We start from the raw sequence: 20,789 nt of genomic DNA on the forward strand, positions 1-20,789 counted from the left end.
CGATCCTTTCGGATCTATACGGATCGTTCGCTACAGAGACGAGTGGGCGCAAAAAGTGACGTCTAGTCCGCTCTACCCGACTTTCAATATCGTTCGTTTCGTGAATCGGTCGTTTCGCTTCCGGGCGAGTCACGGATATGTAGTAATTATATTTCTATATAGTATTCGGTAGTGCGTGGGAGCGGTTTCGGCAACCGTGAAGCGACTGCACCGAATACGCCCTGTTCGTCTCCCCCGCGTGGACGAGGCGACGGGGATTCGTCGATTGGCACGGCCGTTTCCCGCTCGAACACCGTGGTCCGGATCGGGTGCTCGTTTCCGATGGGTTAACCCCGCCGACGTCGAAGCGCGGGACGAGATGCGAGACGAACCGAGCCGACGCGACGTTCGCGAGACCTACGACCGTATCGGCGGGCACTTCTCGCGCACGCGCGAGCACCCGTGGCCGGCGGTCGAGCGGTTCATCGAGCGAGCGGACCGTGTCGGTACCGGGCTCGACCTCGGCTGTGGCAACGCGCGCCACGCCGAGGTGATGGCGGGTCGCGCCGAGCGGGTCGTCGGGGTCGACCTGAGCCGCAGCGTACTCGACGCCGCCCGCGAACGCCGCCGGGAGCACGGGTTCGCGGTCGAGCTCTGTCAGGCCGACGCGACGGCCCTCCCGCTCGCCACTCGGAGCGTCGGGCTCGCGGTCTACATCGCCGCGGTCCACCACCTCCCGACACGGGATGCGCGTCTCGCGAGCCTCGACGAACTCGCGCGGGTGCTCACGCCGGACGGGCGCGCGCTCGTCAGCGCGTGGAGCACGACCCACGACCGGTTCGACCGGGAGGAGGGGTTCGATACCACCGTCGACTGGACGCTTCCCGGCGGCGAGACGGTGGCCCGCTACTACCACATCTACGACCCCGCGGAGTTCGCGGCCGACCTGGAGCGAAGCCGGCTCGACGTCGAGCGGACGTTCGAGGAGCGCGGGAACTGCTATGGAGTCGTCGCGGGGCGCGCCGAAGGGAAACCGACTTAGTGACCGCGGTGGGAAAGGGCGTTGGGAGCGCCAGTGGTGAGGCGGATACCGTCCGTCGAGACACGGTGCGAACGTGATAAGCGCCGGTGGTCTAGCGGTAGGACAATGGCCTTCCAAGCCATTAGCCCGGGTTCGACTCCCGGCCGGCGCAGTACCGTTCCACTTCGGAGACCGCTGTCGTCTCCGTAGGACTAAGTGCGATTGCGCAGTAAATCGACGGTGGAGAGGGGTACGACGATGAACACCGGGCAGAAAGGGGACATCGCCGAAACGCGAGCAATTGCAGAACTGGTGGAGCTGGGTTATCGGGTCTCGGTTCCCACATCCGGCCACTGTCCATACGACCTCGTTCTCGATACCGATGACGAGCTGCTGAAGATACAGGTCAAACACGCGACGCTCCGCGACGACGAGCGAATGCTCCGGTGCTCGTTGAAACGTTCGAATCCGAACGCAACCGGGACGAACGATAGCTACTATGGGGCGAACGAGGTCGATGCATATCTCATTTTCTGTCCCGAAAAGGAGACACTGTACTGGATCGATTTCGACGACGCACCGGCTGCGAACGTCGTTCTCCGATTCGAATCATCGGTCGACCACCCCGGTATTCGATGGGCCGATGAGTACGAGCTGTGACCGCTGGTCCGGGTTCGACTCCCGGCTGGCGCATGGTTCGTCGGTAGGAGGCTCCTTCGACATCGCTCGAAACCAGGATAGACGGGCGTTTCGGGGGTTCGTCCGGACGATAGCGGAGTTCACAAAACTTATCTCCACGCCCGTCCCTCGTTCATTCGATTCGTCAGGATCAGCATGGGATACAACACCGGATGGCGGTACCGCATCGCGAGCAGCGTCGGTACGTGCGTCCTCGTCGTCCTCTCGGTCGTCGTCGCGAACCACCCGTTCGTCCAATCGGCGATGACGGCGATCCCGCCGTTCGACCGACTCACACCGACGGTGCTCGGGAGTCGGAGCCTGCTGTTAGCGATCACGACGGCGCTTCCGGTCGTTCTGGTCGCCGTGGTCACCCTCTTCAAACCCCAACCACGCCGGATCCTGGATACGGTCTCGGTCACGCTCCGGCGGGTACTGACCGCCGCGTTCGCGCTCGCGGCGATCGGCTACTTCGATTACAGCTATCGGTTGCCGCGGACGACCCTGCTTCTCTCGACGGCCCTGTTGTGTCTCGGTCTGCCGGCGTGGTTCGTCGCCATTCGCCGCCGGCCCGAGACGACGACCGACCGCGTGCTCCTCATCGGCGACGACCCCGACGCGATGGACGAGGTGCTCCGAGCCGCCGACTTCCCGGTGATCGGCTACATCGCGCCCGCAATGCGTTACGAGACCGGGCCCGGTCGAGCGACGATCGAACTCGCCGACGGCGGCACCCGGATCGGGACGCGCCTCGACGGGATCGAGTGTCTGGGGGGCCTCTCGAACCTCGACGACGTGCTGGTCGAGCACAACATCGACACCGCCGTGCTCGCGTTCGAACGCTCCGACCGGACCGAGTTCTTCGGTGCGCTCGCGACGTGTTACACCCACGGCGTGGTCGCGAAGGTCCACCGCAAGCACGCCGACAGCGTCCTCACGAGCGAGGCGAGCGGGGAGACGCTCATCGACACCAACCTCGAACCCTGGGACCCACAGGACCGCGCGGTCAAACGCGCCTTCGACGTCTGCTTCGCGTTCGTCGGGCTCGTCGCGCTCCTCCCCATCATCATCGTCATCGCGGTCGGGATCAAACTCGACGACGGCGGCCCGCTGTTCTACGCCCAAGAACGCACCGCGGAGTTCGGCGAGACGTTTCAGGTGCTCAAGTTCCGGAGCATGGTGCCGGACAGCGAGGACGCGACCCCGATAGACGACCGCGAGAACACGCGGATCACCCGTGTCGGACGTCTGCTCCGACGCACCCACTTCGACGAGATCCCACAACTGGTCTCGATCCTCGTCGGCGACATGAGCGTGGTCGGACCGCGGGCGGTCTGGGTCGACGAGGAACCGAAACTCGAAGCCGAGATCCGGACCTGGCGAAAGCGCTGGTTCGTCAAACCCGGCCTCACGGGGCTGGCCCAGATCAACCGGGTCTCGAGCACCGACCCCCAGGCGAAGTTCCGATACGACATCAAATACATCAACGAACAGTCGTTCTGGTTCGACCTCCAGATCGTTATCCGACAGGTCTGGCAGGTCGTCACCGACCTGGTGCAGGTCACACGGGTCTGAAGCCTCGAATCGTCCGACAGCGCCTTCGACTCGAAACGACCCGAGTCGGGGATCCGTACGAGCGTCCCGCGATAGTGCCAATATATATCAAACCTACATGATAGACCAATACTGATTTATCGGAACCCATATTACACTCCCGAGACAACCCTATTTCCACGGAGTATCGAGGACAGCCATGACTGGATCAGAACTCATCTGGCGGATCGCGGGCGGTTCCGGTGACGGGATCGACTCGACCAGCCAGAACTTTACGAAGGCGCTGATGCGTGCCGGACTGCATGTATTCACACACAGACACTATCCCTCCCGGATCCGGGGTGGACACACCTACGTCGAGGTGCGTGCCGCCGACCATCCGGTGAAATCCCGGGGTGATGGCTACGACTTCCTGCTCGCGCTGGGCGACAGTTTCGCCCGCAACCCACAGGCCAGCGGCGAGGCCTACTACGGGAACGAGGAGGCCAAGCCGCTCTCCGAGAACCTCGACGAGTTGCGAGAGGGGGGCGTGATCGTCTACGACGAGGGGCTGCTCGACGCCGACGAGATCGAGGACTTCGACGAGCGCGTCGAGGAGAACGACTGGCACGTCTACCCGCTCGATCTCCGTGGGCTGGCGCGCGAACACGGTCGCGAGATCATGCGCAACACCGCGGGCGTAGCCGCCACCGCCGCCCTCATCGGGATGGAGACCGACCCGTTCGAGGAGCTGATGAACGACCGGATGAGCGGCGACATCCTCGAAACCAACATCACCGTCCTCGAAGAGGCCTACGAAGAGGTCGATTCGAAGGACTTCTCACACGACATCGAGGTGCCGACGGGCAGCCACGACGAGGAGCAGGTCCTGGTCAACGGCAGCCACGGGGTCGCCTACGGCGCGCTCGACGAGGGCTGTCGGTTCATCGCGGGCTACCCGATGACCCCGTGGACCGACGTCTTCACCACGATGAGCCAGCACCTCCCCGAGTTCGGGGGGATCTCCGAGCAGGTCGAGGACGAGATCGCCGCCGCGGCGCTCGCCATCGGGGCCTCCCACGCTGGCGTGAAGGCGATGAGCGGTTCCTCGGGCGGGGGATTCGCGTTGATGAGCGAACCCCTCGGGCTGGCGGAGATGACCGAGACGCCGCTCGTGCTCGTCGAGGCGATGCGGGCGGGTCCCTCGACCGGGATGCCGACCAAGCCCGAGCAGGGCGACCTCGAACACGTTCTCTACACCAGCCAGGGCGACTCGAACCGCGTCGTGTTCGCCCCCGGCACGGTCGAGGAGTGCTACGAACAGTCGCGCGAGGCCTTCCGGATCGCCTACGAGTACCAGATTCCGACCATCATCGCCATCGACCAGAAGCTTGCGGGCGAACTCGTGAGCGTGCCCGCGAGCGTCTTCGACCGCGAACCCAACCCGGACCTCGGCAGCGTCCTCACCGAAGAGGAGATCAGCGAGGCGGCCCACCACGAGTCGGGGAAGTACAACCGCTTCCAGCACGACCCCGAGAACGGCGTCAGCCCGCGGACGATCCCGGGCCAGTCGGGTGGCCGCTTCCTCGCGTCGGGGAACGAGCACACCCCGCAGGGCCACATCGAGGAGGACCCCGACAACCGCGTGGCGCAGGTCGACCGCCGGACCCGCAAACTCGAAGCCATCCGTGACGACCTCGACGGGAAGGAGACGTCCCAGCAGACCCCCTACGGACCCGAGGACGCCGACCACGGCATCCTCGTCTGGGGCAGTCAGCAGGGAACCGTCGAGGAGGCCGTCGACCGCCTCAACGACCAGGGGGAGTCGGTGAAATCGCTCGGCGTCAGCGACCTGATGCCGTACCCGAAGGAGGAGGTGACCGAGTTCCTCGAATCCGTCGACGAGTGTCTCGTCGTCGAGATGAACATCACGGCGCAGTTCCGCGGCCTCACGCAGAAGGAGCTGGGGCGGTTCGGCGAGAAGATGTCGAGCCTCCTGAAGTACAACGGCAATCCGTTCGAACCCGCCGAGGTCGTCGAAGGGTTCGAGATCCAGATCAACGGCGGGGACGAGCCACCGAACGCACAGGTGCGCATCGAACCCGCAGCAGGTGACTAACATGAGTGCATTCAGCGCCATCGGCAGCGGGGAACAGGACGAGGAGATCGACCGCGACGCGTTCACACCGGGCATCGAGCCCCAGCCGACGTGGTGTCCCGGTTGTGGCGACTTCGGGGTGCTCAAGGCACTCAAGGGCGCGATGCCGGAGGTCGGCCGGTCGCCGGACGAGACGCTGCTCGTGACCGGCATCGGCTGTTCGGGCAAGCTCTCGAGCTACTTCGACTCCTACGGGATGCACTCGATCCACGGCCGCTCGCTCCCGGTCGCGCGCGCGGCGAAGCTCGCGAACCCCGACCTCGAAGTCATCGCGGCGGGCGGTGACGGTGACGGCTATGGGATCGGCGGGAACCACTTCATGCACACCGCCCGCGAGAACCACGACATGACCTACATCGTGTTCAACAACGAGATCTTCGGTCTCACGAAGGGCCAGACCTCACCGACGAGCCCGAAGGGTCACAAGTCCAAGACCCAGCCCCACGGCTCGGCGAAGGACCCCGTGCGACCGCTCTCGATGTCGCTGTCGGCCGGTGCCTCCTACATCGCCCGCACCGCGGCGGTCAACCCCCGCCAGGCGACCGAGATCATCACCGAAGCCATCGAACACGACGGCTTCGCCCACATCGACTTCCTGACCCAGTGTCCGACCTGGAACAAGGACGCGAAGCAGTACGTGCCCTACACCGACGTCCAGCAGTCCGAGGACTACGACTTCGACGTCACCGACCGCCGCGAGGCGGCCGAGATAATGCACGAGACCGAGGACAAGCTCCACGAGGGCGAGGTCCTCACCGGGCGATTCTACGTCGACGAGAACCGGCACTCGTACGGCCAGGAGAAGCGCTCGACGGGCGAGATGCCCGAGGAGCCGCTCGCCGAACGCTACTTCGACGAGGACTACGAGTGGGAGCGCAGCTACGACCTGCTCGACGCCCACAGATAACGCCGCGCCGAACGTTCGAATTTTTCCGCTTCGACTCAGCCGCACCGACCCGTCCCATCACTGTCCCTCGATTCGACAGGGATACCGTGCCGAGGGCGCGGCGACCGCGTCGGTGAATGATTGCGATACTCCTGCGGAGCGGTGGGGTCGGCGGTCCCGAGGGGTTATCTCGGACGCCGAGGATCGGTATTCATGAGCGCGCTCGACCGCCTGTACCAGCCGGCGTACGTCGGCGAGAACCGATGCTTTCCCTGCACCACCGTCAACCTCGGGGTCGCCCTCGTGCTCTCGACCGGATTGGTGCTCGTCGTCGGCGGGGTACTCGTCCCGATGGCCGGCCTCGTGGTCTCGATCGCCGTTATCCACTTCCGTGGCTACCTGGTTCCGGGTACGCCGGAACTCACGAAGCGGTATCTCCCCGACAGCGTACTTCGATCGTTCGACAAAACACCGACGACCCCGGCATCCGCCGCCGGGAACGACGGTGACGGAGTCGACGTCGAACGACTGCTGGTCGCCGCCGACGCGCTCGAACCCCGCGAGGACGGTTCCGACCTCCGTCTCACTGGGGCGTTCCGAGACGCGTGGCACGAGCGCATCGGGACGCGGCGCTCGACGGCCATCGACGAGAGCCACCTCGCGAACGCACTCGGCATCCCCGAGAACGCCGAGACCCGTGTCATGCCCGACGGCGACGCCTTCGTCGCCACCACCGCGACCACCCTGATCGCACAGTGGCCGTCCCGGACGGCGGCGCTCGCCGATGTGACCGCCGCGGACGTACTCGACGAGCGGCTGTCGGGATGGGAGCGGTTCGAACCCGCCCGACGGGCGGACGTCCTGGCCGCGCTCCGCATCTTCCTCGACCGGTGTCCGACCTGTGAGGGAGCGATCGACACCAGCGAGGGACACGTCTCCTCGTGCTGTCGCTCCTTTCAGGTGCTCACCTTCTCGTGTACGGAGTGCGGCTCCCGGCTCTACGAGATGGACCTGGACCGCTTCGAGGCCACGGCGGCCGAGTGAACCGGTCCGAACACCACCCGACGAACTTCGACCATCGGGGGTTCCGAGAAGTCGGTAACGAACGGCCGTCCGGCGACGCGACCGCGAGATCGGGAGCCCGAGGGGTGTGTTCCGGCCGAAAGACGGGTTTCCGATTCGGAAGATATTTTTTCACCGACGCCAATTACTACTCATGAGCGTCGACTCAACCGAGGACCGCATCCTCTCCGTTCTCGAAGAGGATGCGCAGGCCTCCTATGCGGCCATCGCGGACCGGGCGGGGGTCTCGAAACCCACGGTTCGAAAGTACATCGACAAGCTCGAGACCGACGGGGTGATCACGGGCTACTCCGCCGATATCGACCCGAAGAAACTCTCGGGGCGCTCGATCGCGCTGGTCGGCATCGAGGTCGAGAGCGGGCGGTACGTCGAGGCGGTTCGCGCCATCGAGGCGCTCGAGGAGATCGAGTCCCTCTACTCATCCAGCGGCGACCACATGCTGATGGCCGAGATCCGCGCCCCCGACGGCGACGCCGTGGGGCGGGTTATCTCCGATAAGATCCTCTCGGTCGAGGGTGTCACCGCCGCCCATCCCTCCTTCCTCCAAGAGCGGCTCAAGTAACGGATTTTTCCAGTCGGCGAGTAGCCGTCACTCGTTCTCGAAGAGGTCGTCGACCGCCGACTCCGCCGCGAGCACCGCCTCCTCGGCGACCATCTCGGGGTCCGGGTCCGCGGGCGCGTCGAGGTAGACGTCGACGTCGAGAACGCCGTCCTCGAAGCGTACCGTGACGTCGAGGTCGCGGATCGCCGATTGTTTGTACCGCGACAGAACCAGTCCCTCGGCGGCATCGCTGGCCGTCTCGGCGACGGCCTCGTCGGTCGGCATCTATCCGCCGGCGCTCGGGCCGGGGCCCATCCCGCCCGGGCCGCCGGGGCCGCCCGCACCCGGACCGCCACCGCCGCTCAGCATCTCCTGAAGCTCGCTCTGGAGGTCCTCGAACTGCTCGCGGACGCGGTCCTCCTGCTTCTGGAGCGTCTCGACGCGGACTTCGAGGCTCGATACCTTGTCCTCGAGGTCGTCCTTCGCCTCGTCGTACTCGGTCTCGATCAGGAGCTCGCCGACCTCGCGGTACATCGTGGCGTCACCCTCGAGGTCGTCGAGCTCGTCGAGCGCGGTCTGTGAGGAGGTCAGCGTGCTCTCGGCCTGCTGTTTCTGGGCTGCGACCTGCTGAGCGCTGTCCTGGAGGTCCTGGAGCTGCTCGATCTTCTCCTGTGCTTCCGGCGGAAGGTTACCCTGCATACAGCCTTCGTGGCCGCCCGGAGGGAAAAACCCCTGCTTTCGGGACCACGCCGCATCACGAGAGTGGGCTCGCGCCCGAAGCGAACCACCGAAGTATATACCGCCGGGCATCCGTTGAACACCGGATAATCGTCGTGAGTCCGGATCTACCCTTCGTCGTAGCAGTGGTCATCCTGTTCGCGCTCAGTATCTCGAACATCGCCCTCGGTCTCACCGGTGAGCGTATCCGGACGGCGAGCGGCAAGCGACTCGCCGGCTTCGGACTGATCTTCCTCGCGGCCGGGATCCAGCTTTCCGTCGCCAACGACTTGATTCGCGCGTCGCTTCTGACCTACGGGGTCGGGGGAGCGAGTCTCGTCGCCGGATGCGTCGTCGCTGGCATCGCCTGGTGTCAGACCAGGGACAGCAGTCGGATCCGGAAAAGGGAGTAACCATCGACCTGCGTTCCGGAGGAACGGCGGCGTCCAGGCGAAACGGAGGCGTTCAGCGAGGCTCCGATCCGTCCGCTCCGGCCGCCGCACACCGCTCCGCGACACCGACCAACGAGAGCCACGTGTTCTGGCCCGCCCGGAGCGCCACGAGGTCCGCCGCGTCGATGGTCATCCGGATCTCGTCGCCGTCGCGGGCGAGCGTCGCCGTCGTCCGGTCGCCCTCGATGTCGCCGATCTCGGGTTCGAGGCTTCGCTCGACGAGGGCCGCGTCGCTCGCGGCGTCGTAGTCGAGGGTCAGAACCGTCTCGTGGCGCACGCTACTCGACGTCGACTTCCTTGACGTCGCGGGCGCGCTCCTTCAACAGGACGCGGTGTCCGCAGTAGGGACATCGAACGCCGCCGTAGTCGTCGAGTTCGACGTCGCGCTTGCACCGCGAACACTTGTAGCTCACTCGTCGTTCTCCTCGGCGAGCGCCGCCCGGATCGAGCGCTTGACGGTGCGGCCACCGGGCGTCTCGGGGCGGTAGGCCCCGCCGGTGAACGTCTCACCGGTCTCCTCGTTCTTCCAGACGCCCGTCCCGACGCGGGTCACGTCGTCGCCGTCGACCGTCGCGTCCTCCATGCCCGCCTCGATCTCGGCGACGCGTCGCCGCGAGACGCGGCCGTACCGCGCGCCGAACCGACCCGCACTTCCGGCTTTCTTGTTGACCATAGTGGATCCCGGTAGACCGGCGCGCGGCTAAAACCCTTCGTGTTCGTCGCGGTGGCCGGTCTCACGCCGCCCGAAAGCCCGCCTCGTCGAGCCCCGCGTTCAGGTCCCCGCGAACCCGCTCGCCCTGGGCGCGGTCGGCGGCGGTCGTCACCACCCGGACCTCCTGGACGCTGGAGCCGTCCCGAACCAGCAGCCGAACGTTGCCCGTCCCGTCCGCCCGGGTCGCCTTCGCCCGAACGCCCGTGCGCGACCCGCGACCGCCGGCGTCGATCGGTCCCGGAATGACCTTCTTGACGTGGGGGTGGTCCGCGGCGAGGCGCACGATCCGCTTGCCCTCCCGGCCGCCGACCAGCGTCGAGTGGCTCCCGCCGACCTTCTCGCGCGGCGGGGTCTCGACCACTTCGAGCGGGACCTCGCCGCTCCGCTCGACCACCGCCCGCACCGGGTCCCCGTCGGGGTCGGCCACCCGCCGGAGGTCGTAGTGCAACTGGGCGCGCAGGACCCCCAATACGTCACGGTCGCCGGTCGCGTAGACCTCCTCGGGTCGTTTCCGGTGGACCTCGTCGGCGAGCCGACCCGCGAAGTTCCGGCGCTCGCGCTTTTCGTTCTCGCCGGATTCCTCGACGGTGGTCACCGTCCACGTCCCGACGCGCTCGCCGTCGAGCAGGCTGGTGACGGTCGCGCGCTCGCGGCCGACCTCGCAGACCACGCAGTCGGCGTTGGCGGTGTCACACGCGAGACAGAAATCGCCGGCACGGTCGAGCGACCCTCCACACCGACGACACTCCATGCCCGAACGTACCCACGGCCACTGATAACCCGGTCGCTTCAGCCCAGGTCCCGCGGGTCCGTCTTGAGGAACTCACGGAGCACCACCGTGGCGTACGACCCCTTCGGCAGACGAAAGCCGAACGTGAGCGGGTCGCGCTCGACCGCGAGGTCCGTGCGGACCAGTATCGCCCGCCGGGTGCCCGTCGAGTGGAACTCCCCCGGGCGGTCGAAGTCCGCGGGTTCGATCCCGACCTCGTCGAGCACCCGACGTTCGATCTCGCCGGGGTCGCCGTCCGCGAGGTCGGTCTCGGTCCCCACCAGCGGCGCGGTGACGAACGCCCGTCCACGCGCCGTGTGGCGGTTCACGGTACCGACCCGGTTCGACGTGACGCGCTGGTCTCGATGTGGATCGGGCACCGCGAGGTCGTCCCGCCCGCCCTCGCCCGTGAAACACACCACGTCGCCCGCCACCGCCGCGTCGAACGGCAGTCCGGCGTCGAGCCGCGCCGAGAGGATCCGGTTGAAGACGTACGACTGCGCGGCGTTGACGAACAGCCGCTGGAGGTTGGTGGGGGCGGTTTCGAGCGCCGCCCGGTAGTCTTCGGGGCCGCCAGCCCCGTCCTCGACGAGTCGATGGAGCATCGCCCGCTCGAACCCCAGTCGTCGGGGGAACCGGTCGAGCGCGGCGGCCCAGTCCTCGTCGCCCGCCGCCGCCACTTCGTCGTCCACGAACCCGCGGGCCTCGCGGGTGCCGGGGGGTTCGGCGTCGTCCGGACCCCCGAGATACGCCACCACCGCCCCCTTCCAGTCGTCGCGGGCGACCGCGAGCCCCACCTCGTGGGTCACCGGCCGGAGGCTCCCGAAGCGCTGGCCCCCGAAGTAGTTGGGGAGGCCGACCGTTTCGCCCTCTTCCCCCCCGAACTCCCGGAGGTCCTCGGTGATCGCCGCGACGGGGTCGGTGTCGGCGTCGCGAACGGCGACCTCGAAGGCGTTGCCCGAGAGGTCGCCGAACTGGAGCCCGCGGCCCGCCCGGCCGACCAGCTCGATCGTCACCCCGTCGAAGTCGACGTCGGCGAGGGTTTCGGGGTCGCCGTCGCGCACCGAGAAGAGCTGGGTGGTCACCGCGCGTTTGTCCTTCGTCCCCGCCCAGTCGACCCGCTCGCGGCTGATCCCCAGCCGATTCGAGAGCGCCCGCGCGAAGTCGTTGGTGTCCCAGTTTTCGAGCGTGGCACGAACGACGACGTGTGGATAGGGGCCGGGGTCGGCGTCGAGGGGTTCGAAGCCCGTGGTTTCGAGTTCGCGCACCCGGAAGTCGGCGGGTTCCGTGCGGAGGGTCCCGCCGACCCCGTCGGCGTCGCTGACGTAGTGGGCGATGCCGACCGCGCGTTCGGTTGGGTGGGCCGGCCGCATCCGCCGAATCAGAGCGCCGCCGCGACCTCGTCGAGGTCGTCGGTGTCGACGAAGGCCACGACGTGGTCGCCGGTCTGGATCACGGTGCCGCCGCGGGGCGTCCGGAGGGTGCCGTTGCGCACCACCGCGCCGATCACGAACCCGTCGGGGAGGTCGAGTGCGACGTCGCTGAGCGAGTCGCCGGCGAGCGCGCTCCCGGACTCGACGGTGATCTCGAGGACCTCGGCGCTGTCCTGTTCGAGCACCGCGGCCTCGTCGGTGTAGCCCCGCGTCACGCGGGTGGTCTGGCGCGCCACCACGGTGTGGGGTTGGACCACGACGTCGACGCCAGCGGTCTCGAAGAGGTCGCCGTACTCCGCCTCGTCGACCACCGCCGCGGTGTACTCGACGCCCATGTCGCGCGCGAGCAGCGCCAGCACGTAGTTGGTCTCGTCGTCGAGCGTGCCGACCAGGAGGTCGGCGTCGCCCATGTCGGAGTCGGCGAGGAACGAGAACGACCGCACGTCGCCCTCGACCACGGTGGTCCGTTCGAAGCGCTCTTCGAGTGCCGCGACGCGGTCGGGGTCGTGTTCGATCAGCCGCGGCGCGTATCCCTCGCGCTCGAACGCCTCGGCGACCTGTGTGCCGACCTCGCCGCCGCCGACGATCACGACGTCGTCGTCGGTTTCGAGCGAGTCGCTCGACGTGAGCGCGTGGGCGAACCGCTTGGTGCTCGACGGGCTGCCGATCACGACGACGCGGTCGCCCGCCTCGATGACGGTCTCGCCGCTCGGGATCACGATGTCGTCGTCGCGGAGCACGCCCGCGAACGTCAACGAGGGGTACTCGTCGGCGTCCTCGACGGTCTTCCCGGCGATCGGGGCCCCCTCCTCGACCTCGAACTCCGCCATCTCGACCTGGCCGTCGACGAACGTGTTGGCCGCGAGCGCGCCCGGCAACGCGACCGTCCTGACGAGCGACTCGGCGGTGAGTCGGTCGACCGAGAGCATCATGTCGACCCCGAGACCGCTCTCGAAGTGCTGCCAGGTCTCGTAGAGGTCGGGCGATTTCGCCCGGGCGATCGTGTGCGCCTCGGTGACGTTCCGGGCGGTGCCACAGACCATGACGTTGACCGCGTCGTCGTCGGTGCTCGCGATCACGACCTCGGCGTCGCGGATACCGGCCTCCTCGAGCGTATCGAGCGACCGGCCGTCGCCCGTGACCCCGGTGACGCCGAAGTCGGCCTCCAGGCGCTCGATGTCCTCCTCGTCCCGATCGACCACCGCGATGTCGTGGACGTCCGCGAGGTCTTCCGCGATATGGGTTCCGACGTCGCCGGCCCCGACGATCACTACACGCATACGAACTCCCTCATGCGTGCCACGTCCGACGGGTGTCATTAAGTGCGTTGTGTTCGTTCGAGTGGCGAACCGAGAGTTCCCATCCCGACGCGACGGGTCGTCGCCCCAGGACGCGTCGCTTTTCGCGTTCGACCTCCGAGCGCCGCCATGCACGTCACGGAGGGCGACGTCGAGCTCGTGGTCCCCGAACAGCCCGAGTCGGGCGTCGGCGACGCGGTGTTCTTCAACCCCGTCCAGGAGTTCAACCGCGACCTCACGGTCGCCGTGCTCCGGGCCCACGAGGCCGCGGCCGACCGCGACCGGCCGTCGTATCTCGACGCCAACGCCGCCACCGGGGCTCGCGGGGTTCGAGCCGCGAACGCGGGCTACGACGCCACGCTCTGCGACCACGACCCCGACGCCGCGACGCTCTGTCGGGAGAACCTCGCGCGCAACGACCTCGACGCCCAGGTGAAAGAGCGGAACGCGAACGCGCTCATGCACGAGGAGCGCTTCGACGTCGTTGACCTCGATCCCTTCGGAACGCCCGTTCCGTTCGCCGACGCGGCCTTCCGGAGCGCCGCGGACCTGGTCTGCGTGACGGCGACCGACACCGCGCCGCTGTGTGGGGCCCACCGCGAGAGCGGGGTCCGGTCGTACAGCGCGCTGCCGCAGAACACCGAGTACCACGCCGAGATGGGGCTCAGAGTCCTCCTCGGCGCGCTGGTCCGTACCGCCGCGCGCTACGACGTCGCCGCGACGCCGGTGTTGAGCCACGTCACGAACCACTACGTCCGGACCTACCTCTCGGTCTCCCGACGCGCGACCGACGCGAACGCCGCCATCGACGAACTCGGCCACATCCACCACTGCTTCTCGTGCCTCCACCGCGAGTCGGAGACGGGGCTGATCGCCCATCCGCCCGACGCCTGTCCGGTCTGTGGTGAGTCGGTCGCCACCGCCGGCCCGGTCTGGCTCGGACGGACCCACGACACCGGGTTCGTCGATCGGGTCAGAAAGCAGGTCACCGGCGAGCTGGGAACCGCCTCGCGAGCGTTCGACCTGCTCTCGACGCTCGACGACGAACTCCACCTCCCCACCCACTACGACCAGCACCGCCTCTGTCGGCGCTGGAGCCGGTCCGCGAACGCGATGGACGAGTTCCTCGGTTCGCTCCGCGAGGCGGGCTACCGGGCCTCGCGCGCACAGTACGGCGGCACGACGTTCAAGACCGACGCCACGGTCGAGGCGATCGAGGCCGCGACCGACGGGGCGTAGACGACGGTCGGGGACGGACCGCGAGAGCGGACCGTTCATACCCTCGGGCTCTGAATCCGGGGTGTGCAGGTCGAGGCCGGCGAACCGAGAACCGAACGGCTGACGTCGGTGGCGAGGACCGTCGTCGCGGTGGCCCACCAGCGTCAGGTCACGCTGATGGCGGCGAGCCTCGCGTACTACCTGTTCTCGGCGCTCCTCCCGTTGCTCCTGTTCTCGGTGATCGCGCTCTCGATGCTCGGCAACGGCAGCCTCGCGTCGGTGATGCAGGCCGCCTCGGGGACCGTGCTCCCGAGCGGGGTCTCGATCCCCGACCAGTTCCTCGCCAACTCCAGCGGTCGGCTCCGGGCGGGGGCGCTCGGGGCGGTCATCCTGGTCTGGAGCGCGCTCCGGACGTTCGGGGCGGTCGACGGGGCGTTCGCCGCGGTCTACGACGAGCGCGAGGCGGTCTCGTTCGCCGGGAAGGTCGTCGACGCGGCGGTGGTGTTCGTGGCGGTGGCGCTCGCGGTCGTCGCGTTCGCGGTGGTCGGGGTCGTGCTCGCGAGCGTGTTCGGTGACCGACTCCTCCTCAGGGTCGTGAGTCCGTTCTTCTTGCTGGTCGCGCTCGTGGTCGTCTTCGCGCCGCTCTACTACGTCCTCCCGGAGGTCGAGGGGGTCTCGGTCGCCGAGGTCCTCCCCGGAACGTTGCTCGCGGCTGCGGTCTGGACGGCCTCGGCGGTCGTGGTGCGCCTCTACGCCACGACGTCGAGCAGCGTCCACCTCTACGGCGTCGCCGGCGGCGTGTTGCTCGTGCTGACCTGGCTCTACGTCGGCGGGCTCGCGCTCCTCGTCGGCGCGGCGCTCAACGCCGTGCTCGCCGACCGGGTCGACCCCGACGCCGAGTGGGTCCCGGATACGTACCTCTGAGGGTTCGATCCCGAAACCGGCGGAGTCGACGGACCATCGGAAACGCCGGCCACGAACGACGGTGTACTTACGTTTACGCACCCCAGACCCGGCGTGTCGAACGCCGACAGGGTCGTCGAGGTCGTCGCCGCCATCGTCGCGCTCGGGCGGCGCGAGCGGATGGTGCTGACGGCGGCGAGCCTCGCGTATTTCGCGTTCATCTCGATGGTCCCGCTGCTGTTGTTGCTCGTGGTGGCGGTGACGGCGCTCGGGGGCGACGCGCTCGCGATGAGCGCGGTGAGCCGGGCGACCACCACACTGACGCCCGAGAGCGCGGACCTGCTTCGCGAGATCGTCTTCAGTGCGGCCGACCGCGACCGGGCGACCGTCATCGGCGTCGCGGTCCTCTTCTGGGGGTCACTGTTGACCTTCAGGTCGCTCAACACCGCCTTCGCGGGGATCTACGGCACCCACGGCGAGCCCTCGATGCTCTCGACGCTGCTCGATATCGTGCTCGTGTTCGTCATCATCGTCGCCACCGTGGTGGCGCTGGTGCTCGGCGGCGTCGGACTGTCGGCGTTCGTTCAGACGCGGCTCTGGCAGACCGTCGGTCCGCTGGTGGTGTTCGTCGTGCTCGCCATGGTGTTCGGGCCGCTCTACTACGTCCTCCCGGACGTCGACGTCGGGTTCAGGGAGACCCTCCCCGGCACCCTGTTCGCGGCCGGGGCGTGGACCGTGCTTCAGTGGCTGTTCGGCTACTACACCCAGGTGTCCGGGCTGACGCGACTCTACGGCGCGGCGAGCGCCTTTCTCCTGATCATGGTCTGGCTCTACGTCGGCGGGTTCGTCCTGTTGGTGGGCGCGGCGCTCAACGCGGTGCTCGCCGACCGGGTCGACCCCGACGACGGGTGGATCCCCGGGAGCGAGTAGCGACGGAGTCGTGAACACGGTGAGCGGGTTCCCGCTGATTTATATGGTCGTCGGCCGAAACCGGGTTCGTGAGTACCAGCGCACGCGTGACCTCCTTCGGTCGGACGTTCGTCGGGGAGGTACAGGACAAGGAGATCACGTTCATCGCCGCGAGCACCGCGTACTACGCGTTCGTCTCGCTGATACCCCTCTTGTTGCTCTTGCTGGTCACGATCTCGGTCGCCGTGAACCCGGCGACCGCGAACCAGATCGTGACCTCGGCGACGAGTTCGCTCCCGGCGAGCGCACAGAGCCTCGTCCAGAGCGCGGTCGGCGGGCAGAGCGGGGCCGGCGGCGCGACGATCGCGAGCGTGCTCGTGTTGCTCTGGAGCGCCCTCAAGCTGTTCCGCGGGCTCGATACCGCGTTCTCGCGGGCCTACGGCCGTGAGTCCGCTGGGATCGTCGGCCAGGTGAAGAACGGAGTCGTCACGCTGCTCGCGGTGATCCTCGGTGCGGTGGTGGCGGTCGGCATCGGCGCGGCGGTCTCGTTCTGGCCGGTCGAGGTCGTGGTCGCCGGGGTCTCCGCGGTCGCGGTCGTCGGAACGCTCGCGACGCTGCTCGCGCTCGCGGTCGTGCTGTTGCCGCTGTACTACTTCCTCCCGGGCGACGACGTGACGGTCCGCGAGGCGATACCGGGGGCGGCGTTCGCCGCCGTCGGGCTCACGGTTCTCCAGGTCGTCTTCCGGATCTACGCGGCCAACGCGGGGAGCTACGAGGCCTACGGCGTGCTGGGTGCGGTGTTGTTGCTCGTGACGGTGCTCTACTTCGCGGGGATGGTGGTGTTGCTCGGCGTGGTGTTGAACGCGGTCCTCGCGGGGCGAGCGGCCGGTTTCGATGTGTCGAACGACGATGGACTCGCGGCGCGGTTGAAGACAGGTGGTCGACAATGAGCCGAGAATCCGAAGCGAACGACGAAGCCCGAACCGAGCGCGAGACCGAGGAGCCGGACGAGACCGACGTCGGCGACCCCGTTCGGGAGGGGGCCGACGCGTCGACGAGCCGCGACCGGACCGCGACCGTCGACGACGTCGAGACCCTCCGGAGCGACGTGGTGGCGTTCGCCGAGGAGGTCGAAGACCGGATCGTCAAGCGCAACGACCTCGAAAGCGAACTCAAGGGCTACGTCCGCACCCGGCAGCGCAGCGGCCACGCCCGCGGCTGGGGGCCGTATCTCGTGTTGCTCTACGGCACCGCGATGACCATCGGGGCCTTCTTCTACCTCGAAGGCGGGTGGGCGATCCTCGCCATGCTCGTGGTCTGGCTCTCGACGCTGGGGCTCTACGCCCTGATGGTGCTGGTCGGCTTCGCGAGCGCGGCGCTCGACGCGCCCGGCCGGCTCGCCGACCGGGTTCGGGACTTCCGCTCGTAGATGCGCGGCGTCGGCATCACCGAGGCCCTCCAGCGGCTACCGGACGTTCTCGCGCCGGTGTTCGCGCTCCTCACACAGCTCGGCGACGTCTGGTTCGTCTTCCTCACGCTCGTCGTGCTCTACGTGGCGGGCGAGCGCCTCCCGGCCCTCGGCGCACCGCGAGAGCGGGTCGCGTTCGTGCTCGGGCTCGTGCTCGGCGGGATCGCCCTCACGACCGCGCTGAAGGCGATCTTCGGTTTCCCCCGACCGCCGGCACCCGCCTCGGTTCCCGGTCTGAGCTACGTGCCGGAGCTCCTCCAGGGCGCGTACGTCGAGGCGGCGACCGCGACCGGCTACGGCTTCCCGAGCGGCCACGCCCTCCTCTCGACGGTCTTCTGGGGCGGGCTCGCGAGCGCGCTCACCGTCGGCAGTCGGCGGACCCGCGCGACGGTCGCGGGCGTCGTCGTGGCGGTGATCTGTCTCGCACGGCTCGTCCTCGGGGTCCACTACGCGGTCGACGTCGCCGTCGGGGTCACGATCGGGCTGGTGTATCTCGGGGTCGTGGTCGGATTGGCGGGCGGCCGCACCCGAGCGGCCTTCCGGATCGCCGCGGTTCCCGCCGTCGTCTGCGTGCTCGCCGGTCCGGTGACGTTCGACGACGTGTTGATCCTCGGGGGCGCGCTCGGCGCGCTCGGCGCGTGGGAACTCCTTGGCCCCCGCGTCCCGAACCGGCTTCCGTCCGCCTCGGTTCTCGGGCTGGCGGTCGGGATCGCCGTTCTCGGCGGCGTCTTCGGTGCGGTCTACGTGCTCGAACCCCCGCTCGTCGTGACAGGGGTCGCGGCCGCCGCCGTCTTCGGCGGAATGCTCTCGCTCCCGGTGGTCGCCGGGCGCTTCACGCCGTCGCCGCGATAAAAAGGGTGGCTGGCCGAGTCAGAACGTTTCGAGGTAGCGCTCCTTCTCCCACTCGCTCACCGAGACGTGGTAGTCCGTGATCTCGGCCTTCTTGGCTTCGAGGAACGACTCCGAGATGTGGTCGCCGAGCGCGTCGAGGACGACGTCGTCGCCTTCGAGTTTCTCGACGGCGGATTCGAGCGTGGTCGGCAGGGTCTCGATGCCGTACTCCTCGCGTTTCTCCTCGTCGAAGTCGTAGATGTTCTCACGAACCGGGTCGGGGGCTTCGTAGCCCTCGTCGATCCCGTCGAGACCGGCGTGGATGAGCGCGGCGAAGGCGAGATACGGGTTACACGAGGGGTCGGGGAAGCGGGCCTCGATGCGGCTCGCGGCCGGGGTGCGTGCGGCCGGTTTGCGGATGAGCGCGGAGCGGTTACGGTCGGACCACGCGACGTAGACGGGGGCCTCGTAGCCCGGCACGAGCCGCTTGTAGCTGTTGACCGTCGGGTTCGAGACCGCCGTGATGGCGGGTGCGTGTTCGAGGACGCCCGCGAGGAACTCCTTCGCCGTGCCGCTCAGGCTGAACTCGTCGTCCTCGTCGTGGAAGGCGTTCTCGCCGTCCTCGAACAGCGACATGTGGGTGTGCATCCCCGAGCCGTTGATCCCCGCGATGGGTTTGGGCATGAACGTCGCGTGGAGTTCGTGTTCGGCCGCGATGGCGCGAACGACCGACCGGAAGGTGGCGACGTTGTCGGCCGTCGAGACCGCGTCGTCGTAGGTGAAGTTGATCTCGTGCTGGCCGCGGGCGACCTCGTGGTGGGAGGCCTCGATCTCGAAGCCCATGCTCTCGAGCCCGAAGATGATGTCCCGGCGGACGTCCTGGGCGAGGTCCTTCGGCGCGAGGTCGAAGTAGCCACCCACGTCGTTCGTCTTCGTCGTCGCCCGCCCGTCCTCGTCCTCCTCGAAGAGGAAGAACTCGGGTTCGGGGGCGAAGTTCACGTCGTAGCCCATCCCCTCGGCGCGGTCGACCGCGCGCTTCAGGACGCCGCGCGGGTCGCCCTCGAAGGGTTCGCCGGTGGACGTATCCATCACGTCACAGATGAGGCGCGCGGCCGCGCTCTCCTCGGTGTGCCGCCACGGGAGGACGGCGAAGGTCGAGGGGTCGGGTTTGAGCCGCATGTCGGATTCCTGGATCCGGACGAACCCTTCGATACTGGAGCCGTCGAAATAGATCCCCTCCTCGAAGGCCTTCTCGGCCTGCGAGGCGGGGATAGAGACGTTCTTCACCGTGCCGAGGATGTCGGTGAACTGGAGCCGGAGGAAGTCGACGTTCTGTTCGTCGATCTGGTCGAGAACGTGTTGGGCTTCCGCCGAGAGGCCACCGTCGGTGACAGAGGTTTCGTTTGTCATACTTCGTGCCTACTCGGTGGGATACCGGCCGGAGTAAAAGGATTGCTGTTCTTCGCAAATATTGAGACGCGGCTCAGAATTGGATATTCGTAAAGTTTTACTATCCACACCTATCACGGGTAGATATGACGTACGAGAACCTCGACACCGAACTCATCAACGCACTGCTGGGCGACGGCCGCGCGAGCCTCCGGAGCCTCGCCAACCAGCTCGACGTCTCGGTCACCACGGTCTCGAACCACCTCGCGGACCTCGAATCCGAGGGCGTGATCCGGGATTACTCGCCCGAGATCGACTACGACGCGCTCGGCTACGACGTCACCGCCGTGATCCAGCTCAAGGTCGAGGGGAGTTCGCTCCCCGAGGTCACCGACCGCCTCCGCGACCACCACCAGATGATCTCGGTCTACGAGGTCACCGGCGACCACGACGTCGTCGCCGTCGGGAAGTTCAAGGACACCGACGACATGAACGACCAGATCAAGAGCCTCATCACCGAACCCGACGTCAAGGAGTCGAACACCAGCGTTGTCCTGAACGCCGTGAGCGAACACGAGCAGTTCGAACTCGACCTCGAAGAGTAAGGTCGACTGCCGTTCGCGTCCCGACCGAACCGTCGAAACACCCTTTTCACGGTTTCACCACACACCGAGCGGCCGCTTCGGACGACAGAGAACGCGGCGGCGAGGTCGGGAACCGACGAAGTGACGAAGCCGTCGCTGGCGAATCGAGGCTGGAAAAATTCGGTCGGTCGTGGCGCGATTCGGTCAGCGGTGTTGGGGGTGTGTGG

24 protein-coding genes and 1 tRNA gene are annotated in these 20,789 nt (G+C 67.6%); 16 read left to right on the forward strand and 9 right to left on the reverse strand.

The window, feature by feature from the left end:
* Window positions 1-358 precede the first annotated feature (358 nt).
* From C447_RS16415 to lrpA1, 8 genes are all read left to right on the forward strand, one after another.
* Window positions 359-1,021 (forward strand): class I SAM-dependent methyltransferase, encoded by a 663-nt coding sequence (locus C447_RS16415; RefSeq protein WP_007695895.1) that lies wholly within the window; start codon window positions 359-361, stop codon window positions 1,019-1,021.
* An 80-nt stretch (window positions 1,022-1,101) separates the two neighbouring features.
* Window positions 1,102-1,172: transfer RNA gene (locus C447_RS16420), tRNA-Gly, on the forward strand.
* A gap of 68 nt (window positions 1,173-1,240) precedes the next feature.
* A complete protein-coding gene (locus tag C447_RS16425; protein WP_237713486.1) occupies window positions 1,241-1,660 on the forward strand; it encodes a group I intron-associated PD-(D/E)XK endonuclease in 420 nt (139 codons plus the stop codon).
* Window positions 1,661-1,834: 174 nt separating this feature from the next.
* Entirely contained in the window at window positions 1,835-3,253 is a 1,419-nt protein-coding gene (locus C447_RS16430) for a sugar transferase (protein ID WP_007695898.1), read from the forward strand.
* 178 nt (window positions 3,254-3,431) lie between these two features.
* Entirely contained in the window at window positions 3,432-5,330 is a 1,899-nt protein-coding gene (locus C447_RS16435; RefSeq protein WP_007695900.1) for a 2-oxoacid:acceptor oxidoreductase subunit alpha, read from the forward strand.
* Window position 5,331: 1 nt separating this feature from the next.
* Window positions 5,332-6,276: a thiamine pyrophosphate-dependent enzyme gene (locus C447_RS16440; RefSeq protein WP_007695902.1), complete on the forward strand. Its 945-nt coding sequence runs from the start codon at window positions 5,332-5,334 to the stop codon at window positions 6,274-6,276.
* Window positions 6,277-6,468: 192 nt separating this feature from the next.
* On the forward strand, window positions 6,469-7,299 hold the full coding sequence (locus C447_RS16445) for a hypothetical protein (protein WP_007695904.1): 831 nt from the start codon (window positions 6,469-6,471) through the stop codon (window positions 7,297-7,299).
* A 172-nt stretch (window positions 7,300-7,471) separates the two neighbouring features.
* Entirely contained in the window at window positions 7,472-7,900 is a 429-nt protein-coding gene (gene lrpA1, locus C447_RS16450) for an HTH-type transcriptional regulator LrpA1 (RefSeq protein WP_007695906.1), read from the forward strand.
* A gap of 27 nt (window positions 7,901-7,927) precedes the next feature.
* Here lrpA1 and C447_RS16455 read toward each other — a convergent pair whose 3' ends face one another.
* Complete coding sequence (locus C447_RS16455; RefSeq protein ID WP_007695908.1) at window positions 7,928-8,164, reverse strand: DUF3194 domain-containing protein; 237 nt, start codon at window positions 8,162-8,164, stop codon at window positions 7,928-7,930.
* Window positions 8,165-8,578 (reverse strand): prefoldin subunit beta, encoded by a 414-nt coding sequence (locus tag C447_RS16460; protein WP_007695910.1) that lies wholly within the window; start codon window positions 8,576-8,578, stop codon window positions 8,165-8,167.
* Between the two features lie 134 nt (window positions 8,579-8,712).
* Here C447_RS16460 and C447_RS16465 point away from each other — a divergent pair, with 134 nt between their 5' ends.
* Entirely contained in the window at window positions 8,713-9,009 is a 297-nt protein-coding gene (locus C447_RS16465; protein ID WP_237713422.1) for a hypothetical protein, read from the forward strand.
* A 52-nt stretch (window positions 9,010-9,061) separates the two neighbouring features.
* Here C447_RS16465 and C447_RS16470 read toward each other — a convergent pair whose 3' ends face one another.
* The 6 genes from C447_RS16470 to trkA form a co-directional block, all read right to left on the reverse strand.
* Window positions 9,062-9,325 (reverse strand): KEOPS complex subunit Pcc1, encoded by a 264-nt coding sequence (locus C447_RS16470; protein WP_007695914.1) that lies wholly within the window; start codon window positions 9,323-9,325, stop codon window positions 9,062-9,064.
* A 1-nt stretch (window position 9,326) separates the two neighbouring features.
* A complete protein-coding gene (locus tag C447_RS16475; RefSeq protein ID WP_007695916.1) occupies window positions 9,327-9,461 on the reverse strand; it encodes a DNA-directed RNA polymerase subunit P in 135 nt (44 codons plus the stop codon).
* Entirely contained in the window at window positions 9,458-9,721 is a 264-nt protein-coding gene (locus C447_RS16480; RefSeq protein ID WP_007695918.1) for an eL43 family ribosomal protein, read from the reverse strand. Before C447_RS16480 ends, C447_RS16475 begins: the two co-directional genes overlap by 4 nt.
* Window positions 9,722-9,782: 61 nt before the next feature.
* Window positions 9,783-10,511, reverse strand: a complete 729-nt coding sequence (locus tag C447_RS16485) for a DUF2103 domain-containing protein (protein WP_007695920.1) — start codon at window positions 10,509-10,511, stop codon at window positions 9,783-9,785.
* 38 nt (window positions 10,512-10,549) lie between these two features.
* Window positions 10,550-11,902, reverse strand: coding sequence for a tRNA pseudouridine(13) synthase TruD (truD, locus tag C447_RS16490; RefSeq protein WP_007695922.1), 1,353 nt, complete (start codon window positions 11,900-11,902; stop codon window positions 10,550-10,552).
* Window positions 11,903-11,910: 8 nt separating this feature from the next.
* Complete coding sequence (gene trkA, locus C447_RS16495) at window positions 11,911-13,242, reverse strand: Trk system potassium transporter TrkA (RefSeq protein ID WP_029601927.1); 1,332 nt, start codon at window positions 13,240-13,242, stop codon at window positions 11,911-11,913.
* Window positions 13,243-13,389: 147 nt separating this feature from the next.
* On the opposite strand from trkA, the gene C447_RS16500 reads away from it, so the two are divergent.
* The 6 genes from C447_RS16500 to C447_RS16525 all read left to right on the forward strand — a co-directional run bounded on the left by C447_RS16500 (window position 13,390) and on the right by C447_RS16525 (window position 18,610).
* Window positions 13,390-14,499, forward strand: a complete 1,110-nt coding sequence (locus tag C447_RS16500; RefSeq protein WP_007695925.1) for a tRNA (guanine(26)-N(2))-dimethyltransferase — start codon at window positions 13,390-13,392, stop codon at window positions 14,497-14,499.
* 63 nt (window positions 14,500-14,562) lie between these two features.
* The gene (locus C447_RS16505; protein ID WP_007695926.1) at window positions 14,563-15,402 is read left to right on the forward strand and encodes a YihY/virulence factor BrkB family protein; all 840 of its coding nucleotides are present in this window, start codon (window positions 14,563-14,565) and stop codon (window positions 15,400-15,402) included.
* Between the two features lie 93 nt (window positions 15,403-15,495).
* Entirely contained in the window at window positions 15,496-16,311 is an 816-nt protein-coding gene (locus C447_RS16510) for a YihY/virulence factor BrkB family protein (protein ID WP_007695928.1), read from the forward strand.
* A 68-nt stretch (window positions 16,312-16,379) separates the two neighbouring features.
* Window positions 16,380-17,240: a YihY/virulence factor BrkB family protein gene (locus tag C447_RS16515; protein ID WP_010612097.1), complete on the forward strand. Its 861-nt coding sequence runs from the start codon at window positions 16,380-16,382 to the stop codon at window positions 17,238-17,240.
* The gene (locus C447_RS16520) at window positions 17,237-17,719 is read left to right on the forward strand and encodes a hypothetical protein (RefSeq protein ID WP_007695936.1); all 483 of its coding nucleotides are present in this window, start codon (window positions 17,237-17,239) and stop codon (window positions 17,717-17,719) included. The genes C447_RS16515 and C447_RS16520 overlap by 4 nt, the downstream gene beginning before the upstream one ends.
* Window positions 17,720-18,610, forward strand: a complete 891-nt coding sequence (locus tag C447_RS16525) for a phosphatase PAP2 family protein (RefSeq protein WP_007695938.1) — start codon at window positions 17,720-17,722, stop codon at window positions 18,608-18,610.
* 18 nt (window positions 18,611-18,628) lie between these two features.
* Here C447_RS16525 and glnA read toward each other — a convergent pair whose 3' ends face one another.
* The gene (gene glnA / locus C447_RS16530) at window positions 18,629-19,999 is read right to left on the reverse strand and encodes a type I glutamate--ammonia ligase (RefSeq protein ID WP_007695939.1); all 1,371 of its coding nucleotides are present in this window, start codon (window positions 19,997-19,999) and stop codon (window positions 18,629-18,631) included.
* Window positions 20,000-20,124: 125 nt separating this feature from the next.
* Between glnA and lrp the strand changes: the two genes are divergently transcribed.
* Window positions 20,125-20,583, forward strand: a complete 459-nt coding sequence (lrp, locus tag C447_RS16535) for an HTH-type transcriptional regulator Lrp (RefSeq protein ID WP_007695947.1) — start codon at window positions 20,125-20,127, stop codon at window positions 20,581-20,583.
* Window positions 20,584-20,789: the final 206 nt, after the last annotated feature.

This window comes from Halococcus hamelinensis 100A6 (genome assembly GCF_000336675.1).
Taxonomy (GTDB): Archaea; Halobacteriota; Halobacteria; order Halobacteriales; family Halococcaceae; genus Halococcus; species Halococcus hamelinensis.

Coding starts and splice junctions, on each gene's coding strand:
- glnA (WP_007695939.1), bottom strand. CDS start 19,999: ATGACAAACGAAACCTCTGTCACCGACGGTGGCCTCTCGGCGGAAGCC.
- C447_RS16520 (WP_007695936.1), top strand. CDS start 17,237: ATGAGCCGAGAATCCGAAGCGAACGACGAAGCCCGAACCGAGCGCGAG.
- C447_RS16500 (WP_007695925.1), top strand. CDS start 13,390: ATGCACGTCACGGAGGGCGACGTCGAGCTCGTGGTCCCCGAACAGCCC.
- truD (WP_007695922.1), bottom strand. CDS start 11,902: ATGCGGCCGGCCCACCCAACCGAACGCGCGGTCGGCATCGCCCACTAC.
- C447_RS16430 (WP_007695898.1), top strand. CDS start 1,835: ATGGGATACAACACCGGATGGCGGTACCGCATCGCGAGCAGCGTCGGT.
- C447_RS16485 (WP_007695920.1), bottom strand. CDS start 10,511: ATGGAGTGTCGTCGGTGTGGAGGGTCGCTCGACCGTGCCGGCGATTTC.
- lrp (WP_007695947.1), top strand. CDS start 20,125: ATGACGTACGAGAACCTCGACACCGAACTCATCAACGCACTGCTGGGC.
- C447_RS16440 (WP_007695902.1), top strand. CDS start 5,332: ATGAGTGCATTCAGCGCCATCGGCAGCGGGGAACAGGACGAGGAGATC.
- C447_RS16445 (WP_007695904.1), top strand. CDS start 6,469: ATGAGCGCGCTCGACCGCCTGTACCAGCCGGCGTACGTCGGCGAGAAC.
- C447_RS16460 (WP_007695910.1), bottom strand. CDS start 8,578: ATGCAGGGTAACCTTCCGCCGGAAGCACAGGAGAAGATCGAGCAGCTC.
- C447_RS16525 (WP_007695938.1), top strand. CDS start 17,720: ATGCGCGGCGTCGGCATCACCGAGGCCCTCCAGCGGCTACCGGACGTT.
- C447_RS16455 (WP_007695908.1), bottom strand. CDS start 8,164: ATGCCGACCGACGAGGCCGTCGCCGAGACGGCCAGCGATGCCGCCGAG.
- C447_RS16480 (WP_007695918.1), bottom strand. CDS start 9,721: ATGGTCAACAAGAAAGCCGGAAGTGCGGGTCGGTTCGGCGCGCGGTAC.
- lrpA1 (WP_007695906.1), top strand. CDS start 7,472: ATGAGCGTCGACTCAACCGAGGACCGCATCCTCTCCGTTCTCGAAGAG.
- C447_RS16435 (WP_007695900.1), top strand. CDS start 3,432: ATGACTGGATCAGAACTCATCTGGCGGATCGCGGGCGGTTCCGGTGAC.
- trkA (WP_029601927.1), bottom strand. CDS start 13,242: ATGCGTGTAGTGATCGTCGGGGCCGGCGACGTCGGAACCCATATCGCG.
- C447_RS16415 (WP_007695895.1), top strand. CDS start 359: ATGCGAGACGAACCGAGCCGACGCGACGTTCGCGAGACCTACGACCGT.